The sequence below is a fragment of the Halomonas sp. 113 genome, from assembly GCF_904067645.1.
Taxonomy (GTDB): domain Bacteria; phylum Pseudomonadota; class Gammaproteobacteria; order Pseudomonadales; family Halomonadaceae; genus Vreelandella; species Vreelandella titanicae.
Genome location: NZ_LR881453.1, coordinates 1,470,240 through 1,492,919 on the forward strand (window position 1 = coordinate 1,470,240; position 22,680 = coordinate 1,492,919).

Below are 22,680 nucleotides of genomic sequence, written 5' to 3' on the forward strand. Positions count from 1 at the left end.
ATTGTGCTTTTTCGAGGTGCCTCTTGATCGACGTGTTAAATGCCTGGTGGGCCCAACAGCTGGTGCTGTGTGATTGGGCGTTTACTCCTCATCCGCTGGCGGTCGATGCAGGAGCGGCAGAGCAGCGCCTGCTACAACTGGGCATTACCAATCGAGGCGAGCTGGCCGAACAGCTCTTCCACGGGCTGGGGGCTCCCGCAGGTAGCGCTGACCGTTTGCTAGGCGCTTTGGAATGGGCCGCGTTGGCGGGAGCGGCTGGCTGGTTAGAGGCTGATCAAGCCCGTCATTGGGCGCATCACCTAACTCGCCGCATCACCAGTGATTACAGCGACCTACGTGCCTGGCTGGCAGACCTGCGCCGTGCGTTAGGCGCGCGGGGCTGGGAAGTGGGGGCCGATGACCGTTTTATTGACGCTTGCCAAGCGCTGGCCAAGCTTGAAACCGATGGCGAGGGGGTTACCTGGGATACGCTTGAAAATGCCCTGGCTGAACTGCCGGCTCCCGCTTCGCTATGGCCTCAGCAGCCCGAAGCGCAGAGCTGGCGGCTATGCGCGCTGTTCCGGCCGGTTATTGTCTATCCTGCCAGCCAAACCGACTGGCCCGAGGCCACCGAGTGGCTGGCCCACGTGTGGGATATCCATGACCGTGATGCGCTAATTGGCGTGATACTTTGGCTAGGCGCTCAAGGTGAGCGCCAGCGCTGGGATATTGAAGCACGCGAATTGCTCAGTATGGACAACGCCCAACGCATGGAGTGGCAGCGTAGCGTTGTGGAAGATTCGCCCTATGCGCCGGTGCTGAATAAGTTCGTCACTCAAGGCGAGCCCCTGGAGTGGGCGGCTTGGGATTGGCTGCGGATTGTGGAACTTGCCTGGGCTGGCGCCTGCTGTGGCTTGCTGAGCCAGGAAGAGGCTGATGACTTAGCGGGGCACGCCGCTGATTTACTCAGTCGGCGCTACCACGACTGGTATGCCGTGCTGAATGCGTACGGGCGCGGGCAGAGCCTGTTTGACGGCATTGACCGGCGGGGTAAAACACCCAGCGAGCGGCATCAGTTATTGCTGCACAGCGCCCATAGCCCTTGGAATAGCCCCTGGAAATGTCTCCCAGGGGAGTTATTGGATGAACCTACGCGCAAGGCATCCCAAGCGCGCATTCGGCAGTGGCGCAATACGCCCCATCACTGGTTGTTGGCGCTGGCCAGCGTACGCGAACCGGATGCCATGCTGCGCCAGATAGCCCCCTCCGCGGCGCTGCCGGAAGAGCAGCGTGCCGATGCGGCGCTCTATTTGCAGGAGTCACTTGGCTTACATGCCGATGAAGGTGCTCATGCACTGGCACGCTACTGGTTACCCGCCCAGGCGCACCATCTTAATCAGTTGGCGGCCGACGCCGTGCATGGCGTTTTGCCTCCCTCACAAAGCTGGTTTGGTCAGCCGACTCCGGAAGAGCTTAAGCAGCGCAATGCGGTTAAAGGGGTAAGCCGCCATGCGGCGACGATCCATATGGCCGAAAAATTCGCCTTCTATCTGCATATGTCCCTCGACAGCGGCTTATTCGATCGCGCGCCGTTAATGGAGTATGCCAGCGCACTGCGAAGCTGCCTGTGCCGTTTTTATCCCAATGCCAAACGGTTGTTAGAAGCCTGGTTCGCTTGGGAGAGCTGTCTGCCCGAGCCTGAGCACGCCTCGCTGGTGAATGAAATTATTTGGCACATTGAAGATCCTGGCAGTCTGTTTCACTGGCTGGATTGGCGTCACGACGCTTGGCGCGAACCGGGTAGCCGCCCCACCTTGAGTCACTTCACCGCTATGTCGCTGGTGGGCCCGTTGAACAGTGCGGTATGGAGTGAGCCCCAGCCTGAGAGTGCCCGTGAGTGTGCCGAGATTCGCGAGTGGGTGGAGAGCCACTACCACTTGAGCAACGCAGGCGATATGCAGGAGTTTTTGACCTACATGCTAGAGTCGGGGGATCGCCAGGAGTATCAGATTAACTACGCGCCCTATACCCTCAATACTGAGCGCTTAAGCGCTGAGATCGCCATTCTTGAATCCGGCGACTGTGCTGAAGATGAACGCCACCACCTGCTTCGCTTACGTCGTGTGCGCGACAACGAAGATGGTTGTAATGAGGTGGATATGGCGGCCTGGGATATTGCCCAGCTGGTCGATTTGGCCATTGCCGCGCGGCAGTTAAACTGGCTGGATAGCGCTGCTTTCGCTAAGGTGTTGGATCGTGCTTACCAACTGGCGGCAGATCACTATGCCGGATGGCAGGAGTACGCCATGGGGATGTATGCAGGCTTCTCGTTTTTTATGGGCGAAACCCCGGAGCGAGAAAGCTTTTTAGCTGGTTTTCGTCAGGCGCTGGTGGCCTGGATATGCGGTGCGCCGGTTTTGGCTGGCCCATGGGTGAGCTTGGATTTTCCAGGCAATAAACCACGCCATTTTGCGCCACTGCATATTGATACCTTACCGGGCGATCAGCGCACATTACATTGATGCTCGCCAAACATATGATAATTAGCTTATAGTCGTGCTTAGAAAAAATGAGTTTTGTCATACCGCCCTCTTATTAATGTCACGAGGTTAATCGCATGGTTGCGTCGCCACGCCCCGCTGTGACCGCTGTCCGTGTCGTAAGTGTCTGTTTTTTAGTTACATTGTTCGCTGGCTGTGCAGGTTCAGCGCGACAAAACAATATTCAGGCCCCCGAGAATTACTTTTCAATGACGTTGCCGGGAATGGGGGCGAACCCGCAAATGTCCCCGGTTGATCCCATCGATGCGCATTTGCGCAGCTTGCAAGTACCGCCGCCAACAGTGGTTCGCGAGGCGCTGATGGCGCAACACCAGCGCTGGGCAGGAACGCCTTACCGAATTGGCGGCACCTCAGAAAGAGGCATCGACTGTTCGGCCTTGGTTCGCAATGTTTACCGTGACACCTTTAATTTAGAGCTTCCGCGCTCCACCCGTGGTCAAGTACACGAGGGACGCCCGATCGACCGCCAAGAGCTGCAGGCGGGCGATCTGGTGTTCTTCCGACCGCCGGGTCGTTATAACCATGTGGGTATCTACGTGGGCGATGGGTATTTTCTCCACGCCTCGACCTCAAAAGGGGTCATTATCTCCAGCCTGAATAATAGTTACTGGCAGCGCTACTACTGGCAGTCACGTCGCGCGCTGGAGCCAACGCATCTGGCCCAGCTGGGTGGCAGCGTTTTCCAGTAGCCAGATCGAACACGTTTTAGGAACGGCATGATTGAAGCCAAATCGCGCGCCTGGTGGCGCGCCACCTTGGCGCTTTGCCTCGGCTCATTTCTTGTTTTTATCAATTTATACGCACCACAGCCGCTGCTGCCGGGGTTAAAGGAGACCTACCAGGTCTCGACCTTAGGTGTCAGCCTGCTCATGTCGGTGTCAACTCTCTCCTTAGCCATTGCGCTGTTGGTCTTTGGGCCACTCTCGGATGCCATTGGTCGCGAAGGCATAATGCGCATTACTCTGCTGCTTGCAGGTGGCTGTTCTATTGCCTTGGCATTCGCCCCCACCTTTGAAAGCTTGCTGTTTTTGCGCCTAGTGCAGGGCTTTGTGCTGGGCGGGCTGCCAGCGGTGGCGATCGCCTGGATGGGCGATGAGTTTGAGAAGCCTGCGCTGTTAAGCGCTGTAGGACTTTATATTGGCGCTAATTCACTTGGCGGAATCAGTGGGCGTATCGTCGGTGGCGGCGCCGCTGAAATTGGCGGCCCCACGGCGGCATTTCTAGCGGTCGGCATTATGACGCTAATTGGCTGTGGAGTGTTTTGGCGCCTGTTGCCCAATAGTCGCGCCTTTACTCCCCAGCGCTTTGAGCTGCGCAAAGCGGCAAGCGATTTAGTCAATCATTTGCGTAACCCGGTGCTACTCGCTGCTTATTGCCTGGGGGGTATCAACTTCCTGATTTTTATCAATCAATACAGCTATATCACCTTTCGGTTGGCGGCAGCGCCGTATCAATTAGCCGCCAGTGGTCTGGGGCTGATTTTTTTGACCTATCTCGGCGGCACCTTCGGTTCGATGATTTCCGGGCATCTGGCCGGGCGGTTTTCTCCCGCGGCATGCATGATGGTGGGGGTCATGATTTTAATGCTGGGCACAGCGATTACCTTAGCGGATTCGCTGCTGCTGATTATCGTCGGTTTAACCGTTAATGCCTTTGGCTTTTTCCTGGCCCATTCGTTGGCCTCCAGCTGGGTAGGGCGCTATGCCCAGGGCGCGCGGGGCAGCGCTTCGGCGCTCTACCTGGTGTTTTATTACGTGGGAGCCAGTTTGGGCGGCTTCTGGCTGGAGCCGTTCTGGCGCTGGGCCGGGTGGTCGGGCGTGAGCGTCGGTTCGTGGTTGCTGCTGAGTATCACGCTGCTAATTGCTTTCGGACTATGGCGCTTTGAGCGTCGCCAAGCGGTTGGCTAACCTTCACCAGTTGCACGCATTGATGCCGAGCGCAGGTTTCCGCGAGGGCGCTGTGAACCCCTCCCTGGGCGCTACTTTCGACATCTGACCGCCAGGGATGGCGGAAATGCCGGAATGGTCGGGAATATTTTTCCGGCCATGTCGAAAGACCCTCGCTTCAACCTGCCCTGGCATCAACTACCATGGCTTCAGCTGCCCTTCGCTTAAGTGCAAGCGCTGTGGGCAAAGCCGTTCCAGTAGGGCGGTGTCGTGGCTAATCACCAGCACGCCAAGCTGGCGTTGTTCGGCCTCTCGTTTTAATGCCTGCCAAAGCTCAACCTGGGTAATGGGGTCGAGCATGGTGGAGATCTCATCGGCGACGAGAAAGCGTACTCCCGGCGCGAGCGCTCGCAACACGCATACCCGCTGCAGCTCTCCCCCCGATAACGACTGAGGGAAGCGCGTCAGCCATTTTGCTTTCACGCCAAACGCTTGGCACTGGGTGTCAGAAGGCGTCCAGGCTTCGCGCAGTATCTTACCTACCCGCCAGCGTGGATTCACCGCTAGCTCCGGCGATTGCGGTAGCCATTGCACAGGCTGCACACCGCTTTTCGGTAGCGCCTCGCCATCCAGGGTGATATCACCTGCCTGGGGCGCTAAGTAGCCCGCCAGCAGTTGGCCTAGCGTCGATTTACCCGCCCCCGAGTCGCCGCTTAACCCTAGCCACTGACCCGCGCACAGCGTTAGCGAAATGTCCTGAAGTAGCGGTACCTTGGGGGCAAAGTGAAAACTCAGCTGGCGTGCTTTAAGCAACGTGCGCCTCCTGTTCACGCCAGCTTATGGCAGTCGTTGCAAAAGCGTTGTCCGGCAGCGCCAGCCACAATGCCTGTGAATAAGCGTTGGTAAGCGAAGCGCCGCTGCCTTGAAAGGCGCAGGCGGGCGCAGTTTCGACCAGCTTGCCGTCACGCATAATGGTGACGCGGTCGGCGATTGGCAGCGCATGGCGCAGGTCGTGGGTAATCAGAATCACGCTTTTGCCCTGGTTGGCCAGTTCGCGCAGCGCATCCAGCACCCGCTGACGCTGGTGGGGGTCAAGGCCTACGCTGGGTTCATCGGCAATCACCAGCTTGGCTTGGCTGACATGGGCCATGGCCGTCAACACGCGCCGGGCCATGCCGCCGGATAGCTCATGGGCATAGGCCTGCTGTGCACGGGCATCTAGCTGATAGTGATCAAGGGCTTGTTGGGAGGCGTGCCAAGCATGTGCTGATGGCTGGCCTGCGCGCTGGGCTGCCCAGGTCACCTGGCGCTGAGTACGCACCAGCGGATCTAAGGCGCTTAGCGATTGGGGGATCAGTGCCAGCTCACGGCCGCGAAGCTGGCGTTGGCGTGACGCGTTAAGCGGTTTGCCTTGATAGTAAAGCTGGCCGTTTAAGCGTGCAGGTGTTGGCAGTAAACCCATAATGGCATAAGCCAATAGGCTTTTTCCGGCACCGGAGGCGCCTACCACCGCATGAACCTCGCCAGGGAACACCGTGAGTGAAAATTCATCCAGGCAGGTTGCCCAGTCGCGCTTCCACCAGGAGGCATACAGAGGTAGCTGTAGCGATAATTGATCAATTGTTAACACGGCAGGCCTCCCATCAATAGTTTTACAGCCAGTGGTTTTTACAGCCAATTTTTCTGAAAAGCGCTAAAGCGCACGGCGTAGGTGGCTTGAGAGGCGCTCGAAACCCAGTACCATCAGTAACAGCCCCAAGCCGGGAAATACTCCCAGCCACCAGTAACCGCCGCTTAAGTAGCGCATGGCGTCGGCCAGTAACACGCCAATAGCGGGCTGGCTGGGGCTTAAGCCAAAGCCCAAAAAGGTCAATGCGGCTTCGTGGAGAATGGCGTGGGGAAACAGCAGTAACGCGCCGACCAGGCAGTGGGGAATAAGATGGCGGAGCAGGTGGCCGTGGAGCACAAACCAGCGCGATTTACCTAGAGCGCGGGAGATGCGCACATAGGGCGCCTGCCGTAACTGCCATAGTTCGGCGCGCAACACTCGGGCTAGGCTTGGCCAGTGGGTCACCGCAACGGCAATAATCACTGCCTGGGTACCGCCACCCAGGGCAAAAGCGATCAGCATTAATAAAATCAAATGAGGCACGCTAAGCAGCGTATCAATCAGCAGACTCACCAGCGCATCCAGCCGCGCTGACAGCGTGGCTATCGCTGCCAGGCTCAAGGCAATCAGCGTGCTCAGTAGCGCCGCCAAGCAGCCCACCCAGAAGCTTAGTGCCAGCCCCGCCAGAGTGCGCGCCCAGAGTTCACGGCCCAGCGCGTCGGTGCCCAACCAGTGGTCAACGCTGGGCGGTGCCAGGCGGGCGTCAAACTGCATCTGTTGCGGTGAATCACCCAGCAGCCACTGGCTAGCGACTAGCCCCATGACCAGCAGGGCGGTGACCCCCAGGCTGACGGCGGCACGAAGGCGCGGTTGAGCCTGACTCATAAACCACCTGGCTGAATGCGTGGATCAATAACGGCGTAGAGGCTATCGGCGATCATATTGCCGACGCTGACAAAAAGGGCGGTAAAGAGTGCGATGCCCAGCAGCAGTGGGACGTCACTGCGCAGGCCCGCCGCCACTGTGGCTTGACCTAAGCCGGGGTAGGCAAATACCTGCTCGATTAAAATGGAGCCGCCAAACAGTTCGCCCAGTGAGGCAAACGCTAGCGTAATCGCCGGTACACTGGCGTGGCGAAGACCGTGGCGCCAAGCCACATCAAGACGGCTGGCGCCCTGAGCAAAGGCGTGGGTAGCAACGTCGGAGCGCATTAGCTCAAGCATGCGGGTGCGGGTGTGCAGGGTGATACTGGCGATGCCCAGCAGTGCCAGGGTAGCCACTGGCAGCAGTAAATGGTGCAACCGTGTGGCGAGGGTGACTTCCTGGTTTAACGCCCCGGCGGGGCCTGCGCAGCAGGTGGGTGTCCACCCCAGGGTTACCGAAAATAGCAGCACCGCAAGTATCGCCAGCCAAAAGGCGGGCGTGGAGGCGGTAATAAAGGCGTAGGTACTGATGATGTTATCCAGCTTGGAGCCCTCTTTGGCCCCCGCCACCACACCCAGGCTAAACCCCACCAGCGCTGAAATGAGCCAGGCGCTGCCCAGTAGCGCAATGGAGCGCTGAAAGCGCTGAGCGATTACCTCACTGACCGGCTGGTTATACACATGGCTCCAGCCTAAGTCACCACTGACTAACTGGCGCAGCCAGTGGCCAAACTGAACGGCAGCTGACTCATCAAACCCCCAGCGTTGGGCAATCAGTGCGCGCTGCTCTGGGCTCACTTGGGCCATTTGTGGGCCTAGGTAGGCATCAACGGGGTCAATGGGGGAGGCCATCATAAGCCCATACGACACCAGGGCGACGCAGATTAATACCAGCGCCAGGCGAGCCAAGCGCTTGGCGATAGGTGCAATTAGTCGCACGTCCAGCGCCACTCAAGCAGGTTGGCGGTGATCGGCCAGCCATGGCCGTGGGGCGCTACACCTAGATCTCCGACATCTAAGCAGGTATTGGTAAAATAGACATGCTCAAGATTGACCAGCCATGCCCAGCTACTATCGCCGCGTACTCCGTAGCCGGTGGTGCCGTCCCACTGCGCTGCCTGCCACTCGCGGTTGGCTTGCTCAAGGCTAGGCGCCGCCTGGGCGGCGTCCAAGTGAGCGTCGACCTCTGGATTAGCGTAGAAACCGCTGTTGTAGAAACCGTTGCCCGCATGCTGACTGTGGAAGAGGTAGTAAACTTCCTGGGGGCTATGGCTGCCAAAACCGAACATAATGGCATCCTGGTGCAGTGCTTCGCGCTGGATTTCGTCCCAGTGACGGCCGGTGGGTTGTATCTCAATTCCCAGTGGACGAACCATCTCGGCACTGACTTCCGCAAGCAGCTGTCGGGTGGTATCGCTGGAAGGGTAGGTAAGTCGAAAGCTAGCGGGCAGGCCACCTTTATAGCGCAGGCCATCATCGCGTAGCTGCCAGCCTGCGGCGTCGAGTATCTCCTCCGCCCGGTCAAGGTCGGGCGCGGCAAGGCGCTCATCGCTATCGCTCCAGGGGAGGCCGTCCGCCGGGCCAAAGGCGGAGCGCCCATAACCGTGCAGTGCCACTTCCACCAGCGTATCGCGGTCAACCGCAAGGTTGATCGCCTGACGGATAGCAATATCTGCCGTCACATTGTTACCAATCGGCGCGCCGGAGGCGGCGTGTTCGCCATTGGCAGGCTGCATGGGAAACAGAATGCCGCGATTATCGACACTCTCCATAATCACCCGCTGCATATGTGCTGGCACATTGGCCGCCAGGGCAGGAGGAATTGATGCGATATCCACTTGGCCGGCATGGGCGGCACTTAGTGTGGTGTCTTCACCGGTAAAGAGAAATACCAGCCGTCCAAAAGCAGGTGTAGGGCCGTAGAAGTAAGGATTACGTTCCACAATGAGCTGCTCGCCTTCCTGCCACTCGACCAACTGATAGGGCCCAGAACCTAGAGGATGGCGGCCATACTGCTCGCTATAGCCGTTGTCACGTTCGGCGTGGGGCACAATGCCTAGTGTCAGCAACTGGTCGATAAAGGTAATGCGCGGGGCTTTCAGGCGGAGCGAAACAGTGTGCTCATCAAGCGCTGTGGCTACATCAAGCGCGCTAAGATCCGCTCGCCCGCCCGCCTGGGCCGCCGCATTAAAAGTATAAGCCACATCTTCAGCGGTCAGCGGCGTGCCGTCGGCAAAGCGGGCGTCCTCGCGGAGTGTGAGTGTCCAGGTCAGGCGGTCTTCAGAAAGCCGCCACTCAGTGGCCAGCTCTGGCTGCGGCGCAAGATCCTTGCCCCGTGAAAGTAGCGTCGACTGAAACAGTGGATTGCCATACTGCCCCCAGCCCAGCAGTGGGTCGAAACCCTGTTCGGGTTCGCCGCCAATGGCAAGTACCAGCTGTTCTTTTGCCTGCACAGTGGAGGCTACGACTAAACAACTTAGCGCAATACCCAGTAAGATGGGCCGAGTTGGTTTAGTCATCGCTTTATCCTTTATGCTGTTAGCGTCACTAGTATGATGTTTTTACAATAACATCATACTACCGGTGGTGGCAGCGCATGCAAAGTTAATCAGTACAGGGGGCGTGAATGCAGCGTGTAACGGTAACGCTTGATGAGGAGCTGGTGGCAGAAGTGGATGCGTTGATGCGCGAGCGCGGCTATCAAAACCGCTCAGAGGCGATTCGCGATTTGACCCGCAGCGGCTTAAAACAGGCGAGAGAAGAGGCTGCACCTGACTCGCCTTGCATGGGCGCGCTGGTGTATGTCTATGATCATGCCGCTCGGGAGCTGTCCAAGCGTTTAACGCGTCACTCCCATGACCATCATGACCTGACGCTTTCGACTCTGCATGTACATATCAACCATGACAGTTGCCTGGAAGTGGCGCTGCTCAAAGGCCAGGGGCGGGCGCTCAAACAATTTGCTGCTGAAGTCACTTCGTCGCGCAGCGTGCGTCATGGGCAGTTAGTGCTGATACCTGACGAGTAGGCATAAAAAAGGTGACCCTGAGGTCACCTTTTCTGATCGGTAGCGCGAGCGTCTTAGTGCTCAACGCCGCCTTCGCCGTGCACGTGGCCGTGCTCAACTTCTTCAGCACTTGCTTCACGTACTTCAGCGATCTCAACATCAAAGTTGAGCTGCTGGCCGGCCAGCGGGTGGTTGCCATCGACAACGACCGTATCGCCTTCGACTTTCTTGACGGTCACCATCAGAGGGCCGCCTTGAGTCTGGGCTTGGAACTGCATACCCGGCTCAATGCTTTCAACGCCCTGGAACGCATCGCGGGGTACTTCTTGCATCAGCTGCTCTTGCAGCTCGCCATAACCCTCTTCAGGGGATACGGCAACGTTCAGCTTCTCGCCTGCTGCACGACCTTCCAGCTCTTTTTCAAGACCCGGAATAATGTTACCAGCGCCGTGGAGGTAGGTAAGCGGCTCACGGCCTTCGGAACTGTCTAGCACTTCACCTGCATCGTTGGTCAGGGTGTAGTGAAACGCGACAACCGAGTTTTGCGCAATTTGCATGGAATAACCTTTCGGTGAGTGCATGTCCCAATATGGTAACGCGTGTGCGCTGGCTTGTCAGGGGGTAGCGACGCTTTTTCCTACTCACCACTTTCGGCGGTATTGCGCGTCAGGGTGACCAGGGATACCCTACAACCATCATTTTTTCCTTTGCCCTATCACTTTTGGAGCATGTAATGACGATCTTGATTATTTGGCTTATCGCTTTTTGCCTGATTGCTTATTTTGTCTATCAGCGCTGGAATAGCGGCGTTAGCGAGGGGTTAGATAAGGTGTTGCCCGGTTTTTTGAAAAGCCATGGCGACAATCGCTATCTATGGGTGATTACGCTGGCAGTGTTGGGGGCCACCACCCTGGTGCAGCCGGTTGAAATGCTGCTGGTCGTCATCCTGCTTGCCCTGATTGGCTGGGCAATCATGGCGCTGGCTAAATGGGCTGGGAATAAAACCCATCACTAAGCTGTTCGCGATAAAATAAAAAGCCCGGCCCTCTCATTTGATGGCCGGGCTTTTTTGATACTTAAGCGCTAGATTAACGCTCTCGATTAATAGGGTGCCACGCTCATGTTGGCGCCATTGCCAATCAAACGCACACGCTGGCCGGCTTGGAACTGGCGATCCGCACGCTGAACGACAACCACGTCGGTACCGTCATCGCGACGAATTTCCATCTCCAGCGCATTAACGCGGTTAGACGCATCTTCAGCGGCCGTACCTGCCACAGCGCCGCCCAGGGCGCCTGCCACAGTCGCCAACTGACGACCAGAGCCACCGCCGACCTGGCTACCCAGAAGACCGCCGATAACCGCGCCACCGCCGCTACCTAAAAGGCCGCCGGCACGGCTTTCCGCTTGGATCTGCACCGGGCGAACCGCCACGATAGTGCCGTAAGTAACACTTTGACCGGTTTTGGCTTGGCTGCCGCGATAGACATCACCAGAGTAACCAGACGTATTGGCACAGCCTGCCAGCGTGAGAATGCTCAGTGCGACAACAGGTAGAAGAAGACGTTTCATTAAAACCTCCAGAGTGTCTATTTTTATAACTGTCATCCATTGGCCTGATCCATATAGCGCTCATAACTGGGCAGGCACAGAGTAGATGTAGTTATAGAACAGTGTTCGTTAAAGATAGCCGATGCTAACGGCTTTGACCAGCGTTCATGAAAAAAGATCAAAGTTGGTAGAGCAGTCGCCAAAAAAAGTGTAACCGAGAGTTTAACAGCGTATTAAGAAAACAGTGTGCAAATACGTATAACCAAGCAAAAACAGGAGACCCGAAGGCCTCCTGTTGCAGGGGGACATAGTGAACTATGGCGTTGAAACCTGCTAATTAGCCAAACTGGTTCATGGTGTTGTCTTTGCCACCGGCTTTGAGCGCGGCATCGCCGTGGAAGAACTCTTTATGGTCATCACCGATATTGGAGCCTGCCATATCCTGGTGGCGAACGGTTGCAATCCCTTGGCGAATTTCCTGACGCTGTACGCCTTTCACGTAAGCCAGCATCCCTTCATCGCCGAAGTAGCCTTTCGCTAAGTTGTCGGTGGACAGGGCAGCCGTGTGGTAAGTTGGCAGCGTGATCAGGTGGTGGAAGATGCCCGCTTCGCGAGACGAGTCGCGCTGGAAATTGCGTGTCCACTCATCGGCCAGCTGGCCAAGCTCGGTATCGTCGTACTCTGCGCTCATCAGCTTGTCACGCTGGTAAGCCGAAACGTCTTTACCCTCTTCCTGCCATGCATCGAACACCTGCTGGCGGAAGTTCAGCGTCCAGTTGAACGACGGAGAGTTGTTATAGACCAGTTTGGCATCCGGCACGACCTGGCGAATGCGGTTGACCATGCTGGCGATCTGGCCAACGTGGGGCTTCTCGGTTTCGATCCACAGTAGGTCGGCGCCGTTTTGCAAGCTGGTGATGCAGTCCAGTATAACGCGGTCTTCGCCGGTGCCGGGTTTAAACTGGTAGAGGCCCGAAGCGAGGCGCTTGGGTTTAACCAGTTTGCCGTTCTGCTTGATGACCACATCGCCGTTGTTGATATCGGCGGCGTTTTCAATCACATCGCCGTCCAAAAAGCTGTTGTACTGGTCGCCGAGATCGCCTGGCTCGTTGGTAACGGCAATTTTTTGCGTCAAGCCCGCGCCGAGTGAGTCGGTACGCGCGACGATAACGCCATCTTCAATGCCGAGTTCCAAAAAGGCGTAACGCACGGCGTTGATTTTGGCCAGGAAGTCCTCGTGGGGCACAGTAACTTTACCGTCCTGGTGACCACACTGCTTCTCATCAGAGACCTGGTTTTCCAACTGGATGCAGCAGGCGCCCGCTTGAATAAACTTCTTGGCTAACAGGTAGGTGGCTTCTGCATTACCAAAGCCAGCGTCGATATCAGCAATAATCGGTACGATATGAGTTTCGTAGTTATCGATTTTACCGATCAGTTCCTGCTCTTTTGATTTGTCGCCAGCCTCTTTGGCTTCATCGAGGGCGCGGAACAAGTGGTTAAGCTCCCAGGCATCGGCTTGTTTTAGAAAGGTATAGAGCTCTTCGATCAGGTTCGCGACGGAGGTTTTTTCGTGCATCGACTGGTCGGGCAGCGGGCCGAACTCGGAGCGCAGCGCGGCAACCATCCAGCCGGAAAGGTAGAGGTAGCTACGTTTGGTGGTGCCAAAGTGCTTCTTGATCGAGATTAGCTTCTGTTGACCAATGAAGCCGTGCCAGCAGCCTAGCGACTGGGTGTACTGGGCGGTATCGGCATCATAGGCGGCCATATCTTCGCGCATGATCTTGGCGGTGTAACGCGCAATATCCAGGCCGGTGTGAAAGCGGTTCTGTGCACGCATGCGAGCGGCATACTCAGGTTTGATGGTTTCCCACTTGCCGCCTTGAGCTTCGCGTAGTTGGGCCATGGCTTTGATATCGTCGAGCAGTCCTGTCATGAGCTTATCCTCTTCGGGCTGGATAGTGTTTCGCAAATCAGCTTTTGCTTATGCTGCACCTGCGAAGTTGTATTTAGCATTATTGATTTTCGTGATTGTGTCTCTAGGTCAATCGTCTCTCATGCAAACGTCTTGAAAGCTGGAAGCAGTAACGCTAGAGACCTCAGCTACAGCGTTGAGCTTGATGGATTGACCCAATCCGCTTAACGCTGCAATGCAATAACTATCCACGAGGATGGCGCCTTCAACAATTGACACTTGGGGGCAGAGGCCGTTGTAACCCGACGACAGGGAGGTAGAGGAAGGGAGGGTTTGTGTAGTCGTTTTTCGTCAAGATGGCGGCAAGAGCGCATAAAAAAGCACTGCCGAGGCAGTGCTAGAGATCAATCAAGAGGGCTTGTTAATCGAGCGAAAGCGTCATTTCTCGATGAGGGATGCCTGCATCCAGAAACTCATCGCCATGGGCGATAAAGCCTAGACGCTCATAGAACGCCAGTGCGTGTACCTGGGCACTCAGGGCCACTTGGGAGTGGCCCGCATGGCGTGCCGCTTCAATCGCGGCCTGCATCAGCAGTACACCAATACCGGTGCCGCGGGCATTAGCGAGTACGGCGACGCGGCCTATATGCCCATCGGGCAGCAGTCGTGCGGTGCCTACCGGCTGCTGATCAAGCATGGCGAGAAAGTGCTGGCACGCCGGATCCAGGCCATCCCACTCCTCATCCTGGGGCACGCTCTGCTCTTCAATAAATACCTTGCAGCGGATCTCGCTGGCCGTTGGGCCCAGCGTTTCCCAACTGCCAGTGCTAATGTGGGTAATCGCCATTAGGAAACCTCCGATTAACTATTGCGCTTGGCCATACTGCGTTAAAAATCGCCTCAAAATACTCATTTACACCCCGTAAACTCCGTTTTTTCGTTGATTTTTGCCTTGTCTGGCCTGCGCTCATCACGTTAATCAGAGGTTCCTTAGTACTCCTCGTCATCATCACCTTCATCACTCATAAAGCCGAGGCTGCCGGTATTGACCAACTGGGTGATGAGCGCAGTTGCGCCGTCAAGCTCAAGGTCTTCGGCGTAGAGAGGGGTGGTGTCGGCTAGGCGTTTGGCTAATTCAGTTGAACAGGCGTGGCCGTCACCATCCACAAATAGCGTGGTACCGCTGGCATCGCGACGCCAGGCAAAGCGTGAGCCAGGCATATGGTAGAGCGGCTCCCCCTCTTGTAGTTGAGCAACAAGCGCCTCTTCGTCCAACGGTGTTTCAAGCGGTACCACTTGATCGACATATTTTGGCTGAGTCATCACCCGGCCAAACCACTGGGCAATCTGAGTAGGGTTATCCAGCGTCGACATAATCAGCTGACGCATACGCTCAACGGCTGCGTCGTCCAGTTCACCGACCTGCTGAGCAGGCGCCATGCCCGCATCGCTGTAACGCTGAGAGGCAGGCAACTGCTCACCCAAATAGTCGGCGTAGGAGGTGATCGCCTCATCGGCCGAAGGAGCGCGAAAGCCAACTGAAATGGTCATGCAGTCATCGCTCTGGCTAACGCCGTGATGCGCCCAGCCGGGAGGGAGATAAAGCATATCGCCGGGGTCAAGCACCCAGTCGGAGTCGGGCTCTACGGTGAATTCTTTCAGGATGCGGAGATCGATACCTTGGATGATCGGCGCATCTTCCGTGAGCTTGCCGCCCAACTGCCAGCGGCGGTGGCCGCTGGCTTGGAGTAAAAAGACATCGTACTGATCGATATGTGCACCCACATTTCCGCCAGGAGGCGCGTAGCTGATCATCACGTCATCGAGCCGCCAACGAGGCAGGAAGTCAAACTCATTCATTAGCGCTGCCACCGATGGAACATAGTGGTCAACCGCTTGCACCAGAAGGCTCCAGTTTTTTTCTGGGAGCCGTTCAAAAGTGGCTTCATCGAAGGGGCCGTGGGAGACCTGCCAAGGGCCATCCGGGCCCTCCTCTTCAACCAAACGCGCTTCTACGCCAGGCTCGCAGGCGAGTCCAGCCAGTTCATCGGCTTCAATCGGGCTGATGAAGTCGGGCATGGCGCCACGAATCAGCAGCGGCTTTTGCTGCCAATAATTGGCCAGAAAGTCTGCAGCGGTAAGATCGCCCAGCAGTGTTAGCGGCTTATCGTGATGGTTCATGGCGTGTCCTGGTGTAGTGGTCGCAGCAACGTTGGTCACAGCAAGTTGGTCACAACAAATGGGTTACAGAGAGTTTAGCTGATGTGTCAGTGCTTCGGCTTGCGCCTGGGCATTACCAATATAGTTGGCCGGTGAGAGCGCCTTCAATTCGGTTTTGACCTCGCTGGGCAGTTCAAGGGTATCAATAAACGCCGCAAAGCCTGCTTGGTCAATACGTTTGCCACGAGTCAGTTGCTTGAGTTTTTCATAGGGCTTTTCAATACCGTAACGGCGCATCACCGTTTGAATCGGCTCGGCGAGCACTTCCCAGCTGTTATCCAGATCAGCATCTAAACGCTCAGGGTTGGCTTCAAGCTTGCTGATGCCTTTGAGGCTGGCGTGGTAAGCAATCAACCCATATGCCAAGCCTACGCCAAGGTTACGCAGCACGGTGGAGTCAGTCAGGTCGCGCTGCCAGCGGGAGATCGGCAGCTTTTGCGCAAGGTGGCTAAGCACAGCGTTGGCCAGGCCCAGGTTGCCCTCGGAGTTTTCAAAATCAATCGGGTTGACTTTATGTGGCATGGTCGAGGAGCCAATTTCGCCCTCAACCGTGCGCTGCTTAAAGTAGCCCAGTGAGATATAGCCCCAAACGTCGCGATCGAAGTCGATCAGGATCGTATTGAAGCGGCAAATGGCGTCAAACAGTTCGGCGATATAGTCGTGGGGCTCGATCTGGGTAGTGTAAGGGTTAAAAGTCAGCCCTAAGCCTTCCACAAAGGTACGCGCATTGGCCTCCCAATCGATCTCCGGGTAGGTGGTCAGGTGGGCGTTATAGTTGCCCACAGCGCCATTGATTTTGCCGAGCACTTCCACCGCTTCGATCTGCTTCAGCTGGCGCTTAAGGCGGTACGCCACGTTGGCCATCTCTTTGCCCAGCGTGGTCGGGGTGGCGGTTTGACCGTGAGTACGCGACAGCATCGGCTGGGCGGCGTGGGCAATGGCTAGCTTGGCAATGTCATCGGCAACCTCGTGCATGGTGGGCAGCATGGCGTTCAGGCCGTCGCTGAGCATTACGCCGTAAGAGAGGTTGTTGATATCTTCGCTGGTGCAGGCAAAGTGAATAAATTCGGTGACCGCATGCAGCTCGGTTTGGCCTGCAATCTTCTCTTTTAGGAAGTACTCAACCGCTTTGACGTCGTGATTGGTGGTGCGCTCGATCTCTTTGATGCGTTCGGCATCCGCGATAGAAAACTCACGAATCAATTGCTCAAGGAACGCGGTAGCCTCAGCAGATAAGCGCGGTACCTCGGTAATCTGAGCATGCTCAGCCAGGCGCTGTAGCCAGCGAACCTCCACAATCACACGGGCGCGAATAAGGCCGAATTCACTGAAGTGTTCGCGCAGGGCGGCGGCTTTGGAGGCGTAGCGGCCGTCGACGGGGGAGAGGGCGGTCAAAGCGGAGAGTTGCATGGCATCGTTTCCAGGAGGTTCGAAAGAAAATTAGTCGAGAGCAAGTTAATTGAAAAGACGTCGATCGAGAACAGAGTAGCCGTCTAGTTGAGGCTATCCAGTGCCCGGCGTAGCGCTTTACGCTGGAATACCAGTTTCCAGCGGCGACCGCCTTGCTGGTGCCACAATAATCCAAAGCGAATCCCCGCCATTAAGCAAGCGCGTACACGCTCAGGCATCATGCGGCTCTGCAGCAGTGATGGATCCCCTTGCACCACAATGCGGGTTTTAAAGGTGGATATCGTTTCTTGGTACGCTTCCCCAAGACTGGCCACCACGTTTTCATGGGTAGTGCCAAAGTGCTCGGCTTGACCCTGAATGCGGGTTAATTTTTGGCCCAGTGAATCCATCATGTCGTTATTGGTACGCAGCTTATTCATTAGCATCAGCAGCGAAAAACCGTAGCGCAACACCACCGGGTTCGCCTGCTTACGCCCCACCAGGGCTTCTAAGGTATCCAGGCCGCGGCGCAGATTATTGGGGTGCCCGCCATAAATCGCCTCGAAGCTTTCCGGGTTAGTATCCACAGTGGCCTCAATCAGCGTTTCCCAGGCGCGGGTGTCGACCTGCCCGGTGCGAGCCAGCTCATCGACCAGGCTGGCGGCTTGAAAGACGCCAGCAAGGGCAAGTGCTTGGCGGACTGCCGGAGAATCGGGGGCGCGATGAATCGGGGTAGGATTCATGCAGCAGCCTCCGCGGCTTTCTTCCAGGTAGCGCGAATAACGCCGCCGCCCAAGCATATGTCGCCATCGTAAAGCACCAACGACTGGCCAGGGGTGACCGCCCACTGCGGGTCGTCAAACGTGACCTCAACGCCACCGTCGGGCAGCGCGCGCATTTCACAGCTGCAGTCGCTTTGCCGATAGCGCGTCTTGGCGGTAAAGCGCCCCTGCTGAACCGGCGGCTCACCCGCCACCCAATCCATGGCCTCTGTGACCAAGGTATCGGAGTAGAGCAACTGGTCATGCTTACCCTGCACCGCGATCAGTACATTGCGATCAAGATCTTTTGCCGCCACGTACCAGGGGTCTTCGGAGTAGTTGGCAAGCCCGCCAATGCCTAGACCCTGGCGCTGGCCCAGGGTGTAGTACATCAGCCCCATATGTTTGCCGATGACATCGCCATCCGGCGTTTCAATGGTACCGGGCTGGGCGGGCAGGTACTGCTGGAGGAAATCGCGAAACCGGCGCTCGCCGATAAAGCAGATGCCGGTGGAGTCTTTTTTCTTAGCGGTGATCAAATCGTGCTGTTCTGCAAGCGCGCGTACGGCGGGCTTTTCCAGCTCACCTACGGGGAACAGGGTACGGGCAATGGCGGCTTCTGGCACTGCATGCAGGAAGTAGCTTTGATCTTTATTGCTATCCAGGCCTTTCAGCAGGCGCGGGCGAACATCGCCATCGCCTTGGCTAACATGCCCTTTACGAACATAGTGACCAGTGGCGATTTTGTCGGCTCCGAGCATTTCAGCGTACTCAAGGAAGACCTTAAATTTGATCTCCCGGTTACACAGAATATCCGGGTTGGGCGTGCGGCCCGCTTTGTATTCGGCTAAAAAGTGCTCGAATACATTATCCCAATACTCGGCGGCAAAGTTAGCGGTGTGCAGTTTAATGCCCAGTTTGGCGCAGACCGCCTCGGCGTCGGCGAGATCCTCTTTGGCCGTGCAATATTCGGTTCCGTCGTCTTCATCCCAGTTTTTCATAAACAGGCCTTCGACCTCATAGCCTTGTTGCATGAGGAGAAGGGCCGAAACGGACGAGTCGACGCCGCCGGACATACCGACAATCACTTTGCCATTAGCGGCTGTGGCGGATGACTCAGTGGTGGATGAGCCTGGCGTAGTTGGTTCAGTGGATGACATGGGCATCCTCAGTTGAAGTAGGGTGCAAATAAGCAGTGTGCAGTTGGGCGAGGATTATACACGATGGGGGGTAATGGCTTCGAGTGCTTCACTCGCGAATCACCGACAGGGGATAGCCAGGCTCGCTGAGTGCATCCTCGATACGTTTGAGTACCAGCGGGCTGCGTAGGCGCGCCTGCTGATCTAGCGACCGTATTTGCTCAATGGTAAGCCAATGGGTGGCAAAGATATCCGGGTCGAGGGGGAGGTCGAGTTGATGAAGCGGTGCGGCAATAAAGCCGTGGCTGTGAAACGTTTGCCCTTCGTTGGTATGAAATACGTATAAACCCAGATATCCGGTGAGCGATACCTGCCAAGCAGTCTCTTCCAGTACCTCGCGCAGAATGGCTGCTATGGGGCCTTCGCCGGGTTCAATATGCCCAGCGGGCTGGTTAAACACACTTTGCGGGCCGCCCCGCTGCTCTTCTACCATCAAAAAGCGCTCGCCCTGCTGGATGACGCAGGCCGCCGTGCTGCGAATAAGGCTCATCAGGGGTTCCTGCGTTTTGTGGTGGGCCGCCTACGCTGATCTTTTCGCGGAGCAATTCGTCGCTGACTTGGGGGCGTATTCGTCGGTCTGGGCGCGTGTAGGGCTTCTTTGCACCATTCGCCAGGTGCCAAACCATCCAGCCGCCAGGGGCCGATCGCTACGCGAATCAAGCGCAGGGTGGGGTAACCGACATGGGCCGTCATACGGCGAACCTGGCGGTTACGGCCTTCGCTTATGGTTAGCTCCAGCCAGCTAGTCGAGGGGTGGCGTTTGGGGTCGATGGGAGGGTGGCGTGGTGCGGTCGTAGGCGGATCTATTCTGTGCGCTTTGGCCGGCTGCGTTGGGCCATCTTTCAGCGCAATGCCTTGGCGCAACGCCTTCAATGCCGTGTCATCGATTTGCCCTTCCACCTGAGCCCAGTAGGTTTTGGGCTGCTTATGGCGCGGATGAGAAATGCGGTGAATCAGCTCGCCATCATCGCTGAGCAGCAGTAGGCCTTCAGAGTCGTAGTCAAGCCGTCCTGCGGGATAAATATCTTTCACATCGACATAATGCGCCAGGGTTTGCCGCCCCTCACGGTCGCTGAATTGGCTCAGTACCTGGAAAGGCTTATGCAGTAAATAAAGGTTGCTCATGACTTCTCGTTGGCCTTTTTACTTTCTATTCACTCTCAGGAATGGGTATGTCGACAATGCGCACGGCGGGCAGCGCTGGTATACTCCGGCTACCTGATGGGGCGCCCATCGTTGAGCTCGCGCTCCGCTCAAGATTTCTTGCCATCGCAGCGAAAAGAGAGAGGTTAACGCAAAAATGACCAAAACGCCGAAGATCATCTATACGCTCACTGACGAAGCGCCCGCGCTCGCGACGCACTCCCTACTGCCGATTATCGATGCCTTTACCGATTCTGCCGGCATTCAGGTAGAGACCCGCGATATTTCCCTGGCCGCTCGCATCATTGCTCAGTTCCCTGACTATCTGAGCGAAGAGCAACGGATCGGCGATCACCTGGCGGAGCTTGGCGAACTGACCAAGACCCCAGAAGCTAACATTATCAAATTGCCCAACATTAGCGCCTCTCTGCCTCAGCTAAAGGCGGTGATTAAAGAGTTGCAGCAGCAGGGTTACAAACTTCCTGACTACCCTGAAGCGCCCCAAAGCGATGAAGAGAAAGACATTCAGGCGCGCTACGACAAAACTAAAGGCAGCGCCGTTAACCCGGTGTTGCGTGAAGGTAACTCGGATCGCCGCGCTCCGCTGTCGGTCAAGAATTACGCCCGCAAATATCCCCACCGCATGGGTGAGTGGAGCAGCGACTCCAAGTCCCATGTGGCGCATATGAGTGAAGGCGATTTCTACGGCAGCGAGAAGTCCGCGCTGATTGAAAAAGCCACCGATCTCAAGATCGAGCTGGTCGCTAAAGACGGCAGCACCACGGTGCTCAAGCAGAAAACCTCGGTACTGGAAGGCGAAGTCGTCGACGCTGCGGTCATGAGCCGTAACGCGCTGCGTCGTTTTGTGGCCGACGAAGTCGCTGACGCAAAAGCCAAAGACGTGCTGTTCTCGCTGCACCTTAAAGCGACCATGATGAAGGTCTCTGACCCGATCATGTTCGGTATGGTGGTCAGCGAGTTTTATCAGGACGTGCTGAGTAAGCACGCAGATGACCTCCAGCAGGCGGGCTTCGACCCCAATAACGGTATCGGCGATCTCTATTCGGCCATTAAGTCACTGCCGGAAGAGCGCCAGACCCAGATTGAGGATGAGATTCAAGCACTTTATGCCGAGCGCCCGCGTTTGGCGATGGTGAACTCCCATAAAGGGATCACCAACCTGCACGTGCCCAGCGATGTGATTATCGATGCTTCCATGCCGGCGATGATCCGCGATTCCGGTAAAATGTGGGGCGCCGATGACCAACTGCACGACGTCAAAGCCGTCATTCCTGATCGTTGCTACGCCGGTATCTATCAAACGGTCATCGATGATTGCAAACAGCACGGTGCCTTTGATCCGACGACTATGGGTAGCGTACCCAACGTAGGTTTGATGGCCCAGAAAGCTGAAGAATACGGCTCCCACGATAAGACCTTCCAGATTCCTACCGACGGTACCGTACGTGTCACCGATACCAGCGGCAATGTAGTGCTTGAGCACAGCGTTGAGCAGGGCGACATTTGGCGGATGTGCCAGACCAAGGATGCCCCGGTTCGCGATTGGGTGAAGTTGGCGGTTAATCGTGCCCGCGAAAGCGGAGCGCCGGCTATCTTCTGGCTGGACGCCCAGCGCGCCCACGATGCTCAACTGATCAAGAAAGTCGAGAGCTACTTAAAAGAGCACGATACCACTGGCCTGGATATTCGTATCATGACGCCAGAAGAGGCCATGCGCTTCTCTCTGGAGCGTATCCGCAAGGGCGAAGACACTATCTCCGTCACTGGTAACGTACTGCGCGACTATCTGACTGACCTGTTCCCGATTATGGAGCTCGGCACCAGCGCCAAGATGCTCTCAATCGTACCATTGATGAATGGCGGTGGCTTGTTTGAGACCGGCGCTGGCGGCTCTGCTCCCAAGCACGTTCAGCAGTTGCTGGAAGAGAACCATCTGCGCTGGGACTCGCTGGGCGAGTTTTTGGCCCTGGCGGCATCCCTTGAACACCTGGGCAGCACCTTCGATAACGCTCGGGCAAAAATGCTGGCCAAAGCGCTCGATCAGGCGAACGGCAAGTTCCTGGATAGCAACAAGTCGCCGTCGCGCAAAGTGGGTGAGCTGGACAATCGCGGCAGCCACTTTTATTTGGCGCTATACTGGGCTGAAGCGTTGGCAGAGCAGAGCGAAGATAGCGAAATGCAGACGCTGTTCGGACGCCTGGCTGACGCGCTAACGGCCAAAGAAGCGACCATTGTCGATGAATTGAACAGCGTTCAGGGCCAGCCTGCGGATATTGGTGGCTACTTCCACCCGGATCACGAGCTGACGGCTAAGGTGATGCGCCCCAGCCAGACTCTCAACGAAACGCTTGCCATGGTCGCAAAAGGCTAATAGAGACCGCCTGTGATTAGGCTGAATGACCCCCGTCCGCTTGGCGGGCGGGGGGGTTGCATTGCACTCGCTATTGCGCTCTGTAATATTTTAAGTTTTCCATGAACCCTTGCTGATCGAAAGCGTCTTACGTTTAGGCTAATAA

At 56.7% G+C, this 22,680-nt stretch carries 21 protein-coding genes; 6 read left to right on the plus strand and 15 right to left on the minus strand.

Annotation, left to right across the window (positions count from 1 at the left end):
- The first annotated feature begins 23 nt into the window (after positions 1-23).
- The 3 genes from YERSI8AC_RS07075 to YERSI8AC_RS07085 all read left to right on the plus strand — a co-directional run bounded on the left by YERSI8AC_RS07075 (position 24) and on the right by YERSI8AC_RS07085 (position 4,447).
- The gene (locus tag YERSI8AC_RS07075; protein ID WP_159176425.1) at positions 24-2,501 is read left to right on the plus strand and encodes a DUF1266 domain-containing protein; all 2,478 of its coding nucleotides are present in this window, start codon (positions 24-26) and stop codon (positions 2,499-2,501) included.
- Between the two features lie 95 nt (positions 2,502-2,596).
- Positions 2,597-3,229, plus strand: coding sequence for a C40 family peptidase (locus YERSI8AC_RS07080; RefSeq protein WP_009287315.1), 633 nt, complete (start codon positions 2,597-2,599; stop codon positions 3,227-3,229).
- Positions 3,230-3,256: 27 nt separating this feature from the next.
- The gene (locus YERSI8AC_RS07085) at positions 3,257-4,447 is read left to right on the plus strand and encodes an MFS transporter (protein WP_022520442.1); all 1,191 of its coding nucleotides are present in this window, start codon (positions 3,257-3,259) and stop codon (positions 4,445-4,447) included.
- Between the two features lie 177 nt (positions 4,448-4,624).
- On the opposite strand, the gene YERSI8AC_RS07090 is transcribed toward YERSI8AC_RS07085, so the two are convergent.
- From YERSI8AC_RS07090 to YERSI8AC_RS07110, 5 genes are all read right to left on the minus strand, one after another.
- The gene (locus tag YERSI8AC_RS07090; protein WP_022520441.1) at positions 4,625-5,239 is read right to left on the minus strand and encodes an ABC transporter ATP-binding protein; all 615 of its coding nucleotides are present in this window, start codon (positions 5,237-5,239) and stop codon (positions 4,625-4,627) included.
- Complete coding sequence (locus tag YERSI8AC_RS07095; protein ID WP_159176426.1) at positions 5,232-6,056, minus strand: ATP-binding cassette domain-containing protein; 825 nt, start codon at positions 6,054-6,056, stop codon at positions 5,232-5,234. The genes YERSI8AC_RS07090 and YERSI8AC_RS07095 overlap by 8 nt, the downstream gene beginning before the upstream one ends.
- Before the next feature lie 63 nt (positions 6,057-6,119).
- The gene (locus tag YERSI8AC_RS07100; RefSeq protein ID WP_159176427.1) at positions 6,120-6,920 is read right to left on the minus strand and encodes an ABC transporter permease; all 801 of its coding nucleotides are present in this window, start codon (positions 6,918-6,920) and stop codon (positions 6,120-6,122) included.
- Entirely contained in the window at positions 6,917-7,897 is a 981-nt protein-coding gene (locus YERSI8AC_RS07105; RefSeq protein WP_201304202.1) for an ABC transporter permease, read from the minus strand. Before YERSI8AC_RS07105 ends, YERSI8AC_RS07100 begins: the two co-directional genes overlap by 4 nt.
- Complete coding sequence (locus tag YERSI8AC_RS07110) at positions 7,888-9,477, minus strand: ABC transporter substrate-binding protein (protein ID WP_022520438.1); 1,590 nt, start codon at positions 9,475-9,477, stop codon at positions 7,888-7,890. The genes YERSI8AC_RS07105 and YERSI8AC_RS07110 overlap by 10 nt, the downstream gene beginning before the upstream one ends.
- Positions 9,478-9,584: 107 nt before the next feature.
- Here YERSI8AC_RS07110 and nikR point away from each other — a divergent pair, with 107 nt between their 5' ends.
- A complete protein-coding gene (gene nikR / locus YERSI8AC_RS07115) occupies positions 9,585-9,986 on the plus strand; it encodes a nickel-responsive transcriptional regulator NikR (protein WP_027959689.1) in 402 nt (133 codons plus the stop codon).
- A 53-nt stretch (positions 9,987-10,039) separates the two neighbouring features.
- Here nikR and YERSI8AC_RS07120 read toward each other — a convergent pair whose 3' ends face one another.
- Positions 10,040-10,522 (minus strand): FKBP-type peptidyl-prolyl cis-trans isomerase, encoded by a 483-nt coding sequence (locus YERSI8AC_RS07120; RefSeq protein WP_022520436.1) that lies wholly within the window; start codon positions 10,520-10,522, stop codon positions 10,040-10,042.
- Positions 10,523-10,698: 176 nt separating this feature from the next.
- Between YERSI8AC_RS07120 and YERSI8AC_RS07125 the strand changes: the two genes are divergently transcribed.
- Positions 10,699-10,980 (plus strand): hypothetical protein, encoded by a 282-nt coding sequence (locus YERSI8AC_RS07125; protein ID WP_027959688.1) that lies wholly within the window; start codon positions 10,699-10,701, stop codon positions 10,978-10,980.
- 86 nt (positions 10,981-11,066) lie between these two features.
- On the opposite strand, the gene YERSI8AC_RS07130 is transcribed toward YERSI8AC_RS07125, so the two are convergent.
- The 9 genes from YERSI8AC_RS07130 to YERSI8AC_RS07170 form a co-directional block, all read right to left on the minus strand.
- On the minus strand, positions 11,067-11,537 hold the full coding sequence (locus tag YERSI8AC_RS07130; RefSeq protein ID WP_159176428.1) for a glycine zipper 2TM domain-containing protein: 471 nt from the start codon (positions 11,535-11,537) through the stop codon (positions 11,067-11,069).
- Between the two features lie 316 nt (positions 11,538-11,853).
- The gene (locus YERSI8AC_RS07135) at positions 11,854-13,452 is read right to left on the minus strand and encodes an isocitrate lyase (protein ID WP_022520433.1); all 1,599 of its coding nucleotides are present in this window, start codon (positions 13,450-13,452) and stop codon (positions 11,854-11,856) included.
- A gap of 400 nt (positions 13,453-13,852) precedes the next feature.
- Entirely contained in the window at positions 13,853-14,278 is a 426-nt protein-coding gene (locus YERSI8AC_RS07140; protein WP_138799971.1) for a GNAT family N-acetyltransferase, read from the minus strand.
- A 143-nt stretch (positions 14,279-14,421) separates the two neighbouring features.
- Positions 14,422-15,612 carry a cupin domain-containing protein gene (locus tag YERSI8AC_RS07145; RefSeq protein WP_022520430.1) on the minus strand — a complete coding sequence of 397 codons (1,191 nt, stop codon included), beginning with the start codon at positions 15,610-15,612 and terminating at the stop codon, positions 14,422-14,424.
- A gap of 63 nt (positions 15,613-15,675) precedes the next feature.
- Complete coding sequence (purB, locus tag YERSI8AC_RS07150) at positions 15,676-17,061, minus strand: adenylosuccinate lyase (protein WP_009288038.1); 1,386 nt, start codon at positions 17,059-17,061, stop codon at positions 15,676-15,678.
- 83 nt (positions 17,062-17,144) lie between these two features.
- Positions 17,145-17,783 carry a high frequency lysogenization protein HflD gene (gene hflD / locus YERSI8AC_RS07155; RefSeq protein WP_027959684.1) on the minus strand — a complete coding sequence of 213 codons (639 nt, stop codon included), beginning with the start codon at positions 17,781-17,783 and terminating at the stop codon, positions 17,145-17,147.
- On the minus strand, positions 17,780-18,967 hold the full coding sequence (gene mnmA / locus YERSI8AC_RS07160; RefSeq protein WP_141439641.1) for a tRNA 2-thiouridine(34) synthase MnmA: 1,188 nt from the start codon (positions 18,965-18,967) through the stop codon (positions 17,780-17,782). The genes hflD and mnmA overlap by 4 nt, the downstream gene beginning before the upstream one ends.
- 82 nt (positions 18,968-19,049) lie before the next feature.
- Entirely contained in the window at positions 19,050-19,490 is a 441-nt protein-coding gene (locus YERSI8AC_RS07165) for an NUDIX hydrolase (protein ID WP_159176429.1), read from the minus strand.
- Entirely contained in the window at positions 19,490-20,125 is a 636-nt protein-coding gene (locus YERSI8AC_RS07170) for a pseudouridine synthase (RefSeq protein ID WP_159176430.1), read from the minus strand. Before YERSI8AC_RS07170 ends, YERSI8AC_RS07165 begins: the two co-directional genes overlap by 1 nt.
- 175 nt (positions 20,126-20,300) lie before the next feature.
- Between YERSI8AC_RS07170 and YERSI8AC_RS07175 the strand changes: the two genes are divergently transcribed.
- The gene (locus YERSI8AC_RS07175) at positions 20,301-22,535 is read left to right on the plus strand and encodes an NADP-dependent isocitrate dehydrogenase (RefSeq protein ID WP_159176431.1); all 2,235 of its coding nucleotides are present in this window, start codon (positions 20,301-20,303) and stop codon (positions 22,533-22,535) included.
- The last annotated feature ends 145 nt before the right edge of the window (positions 22,536-22,680 follow it).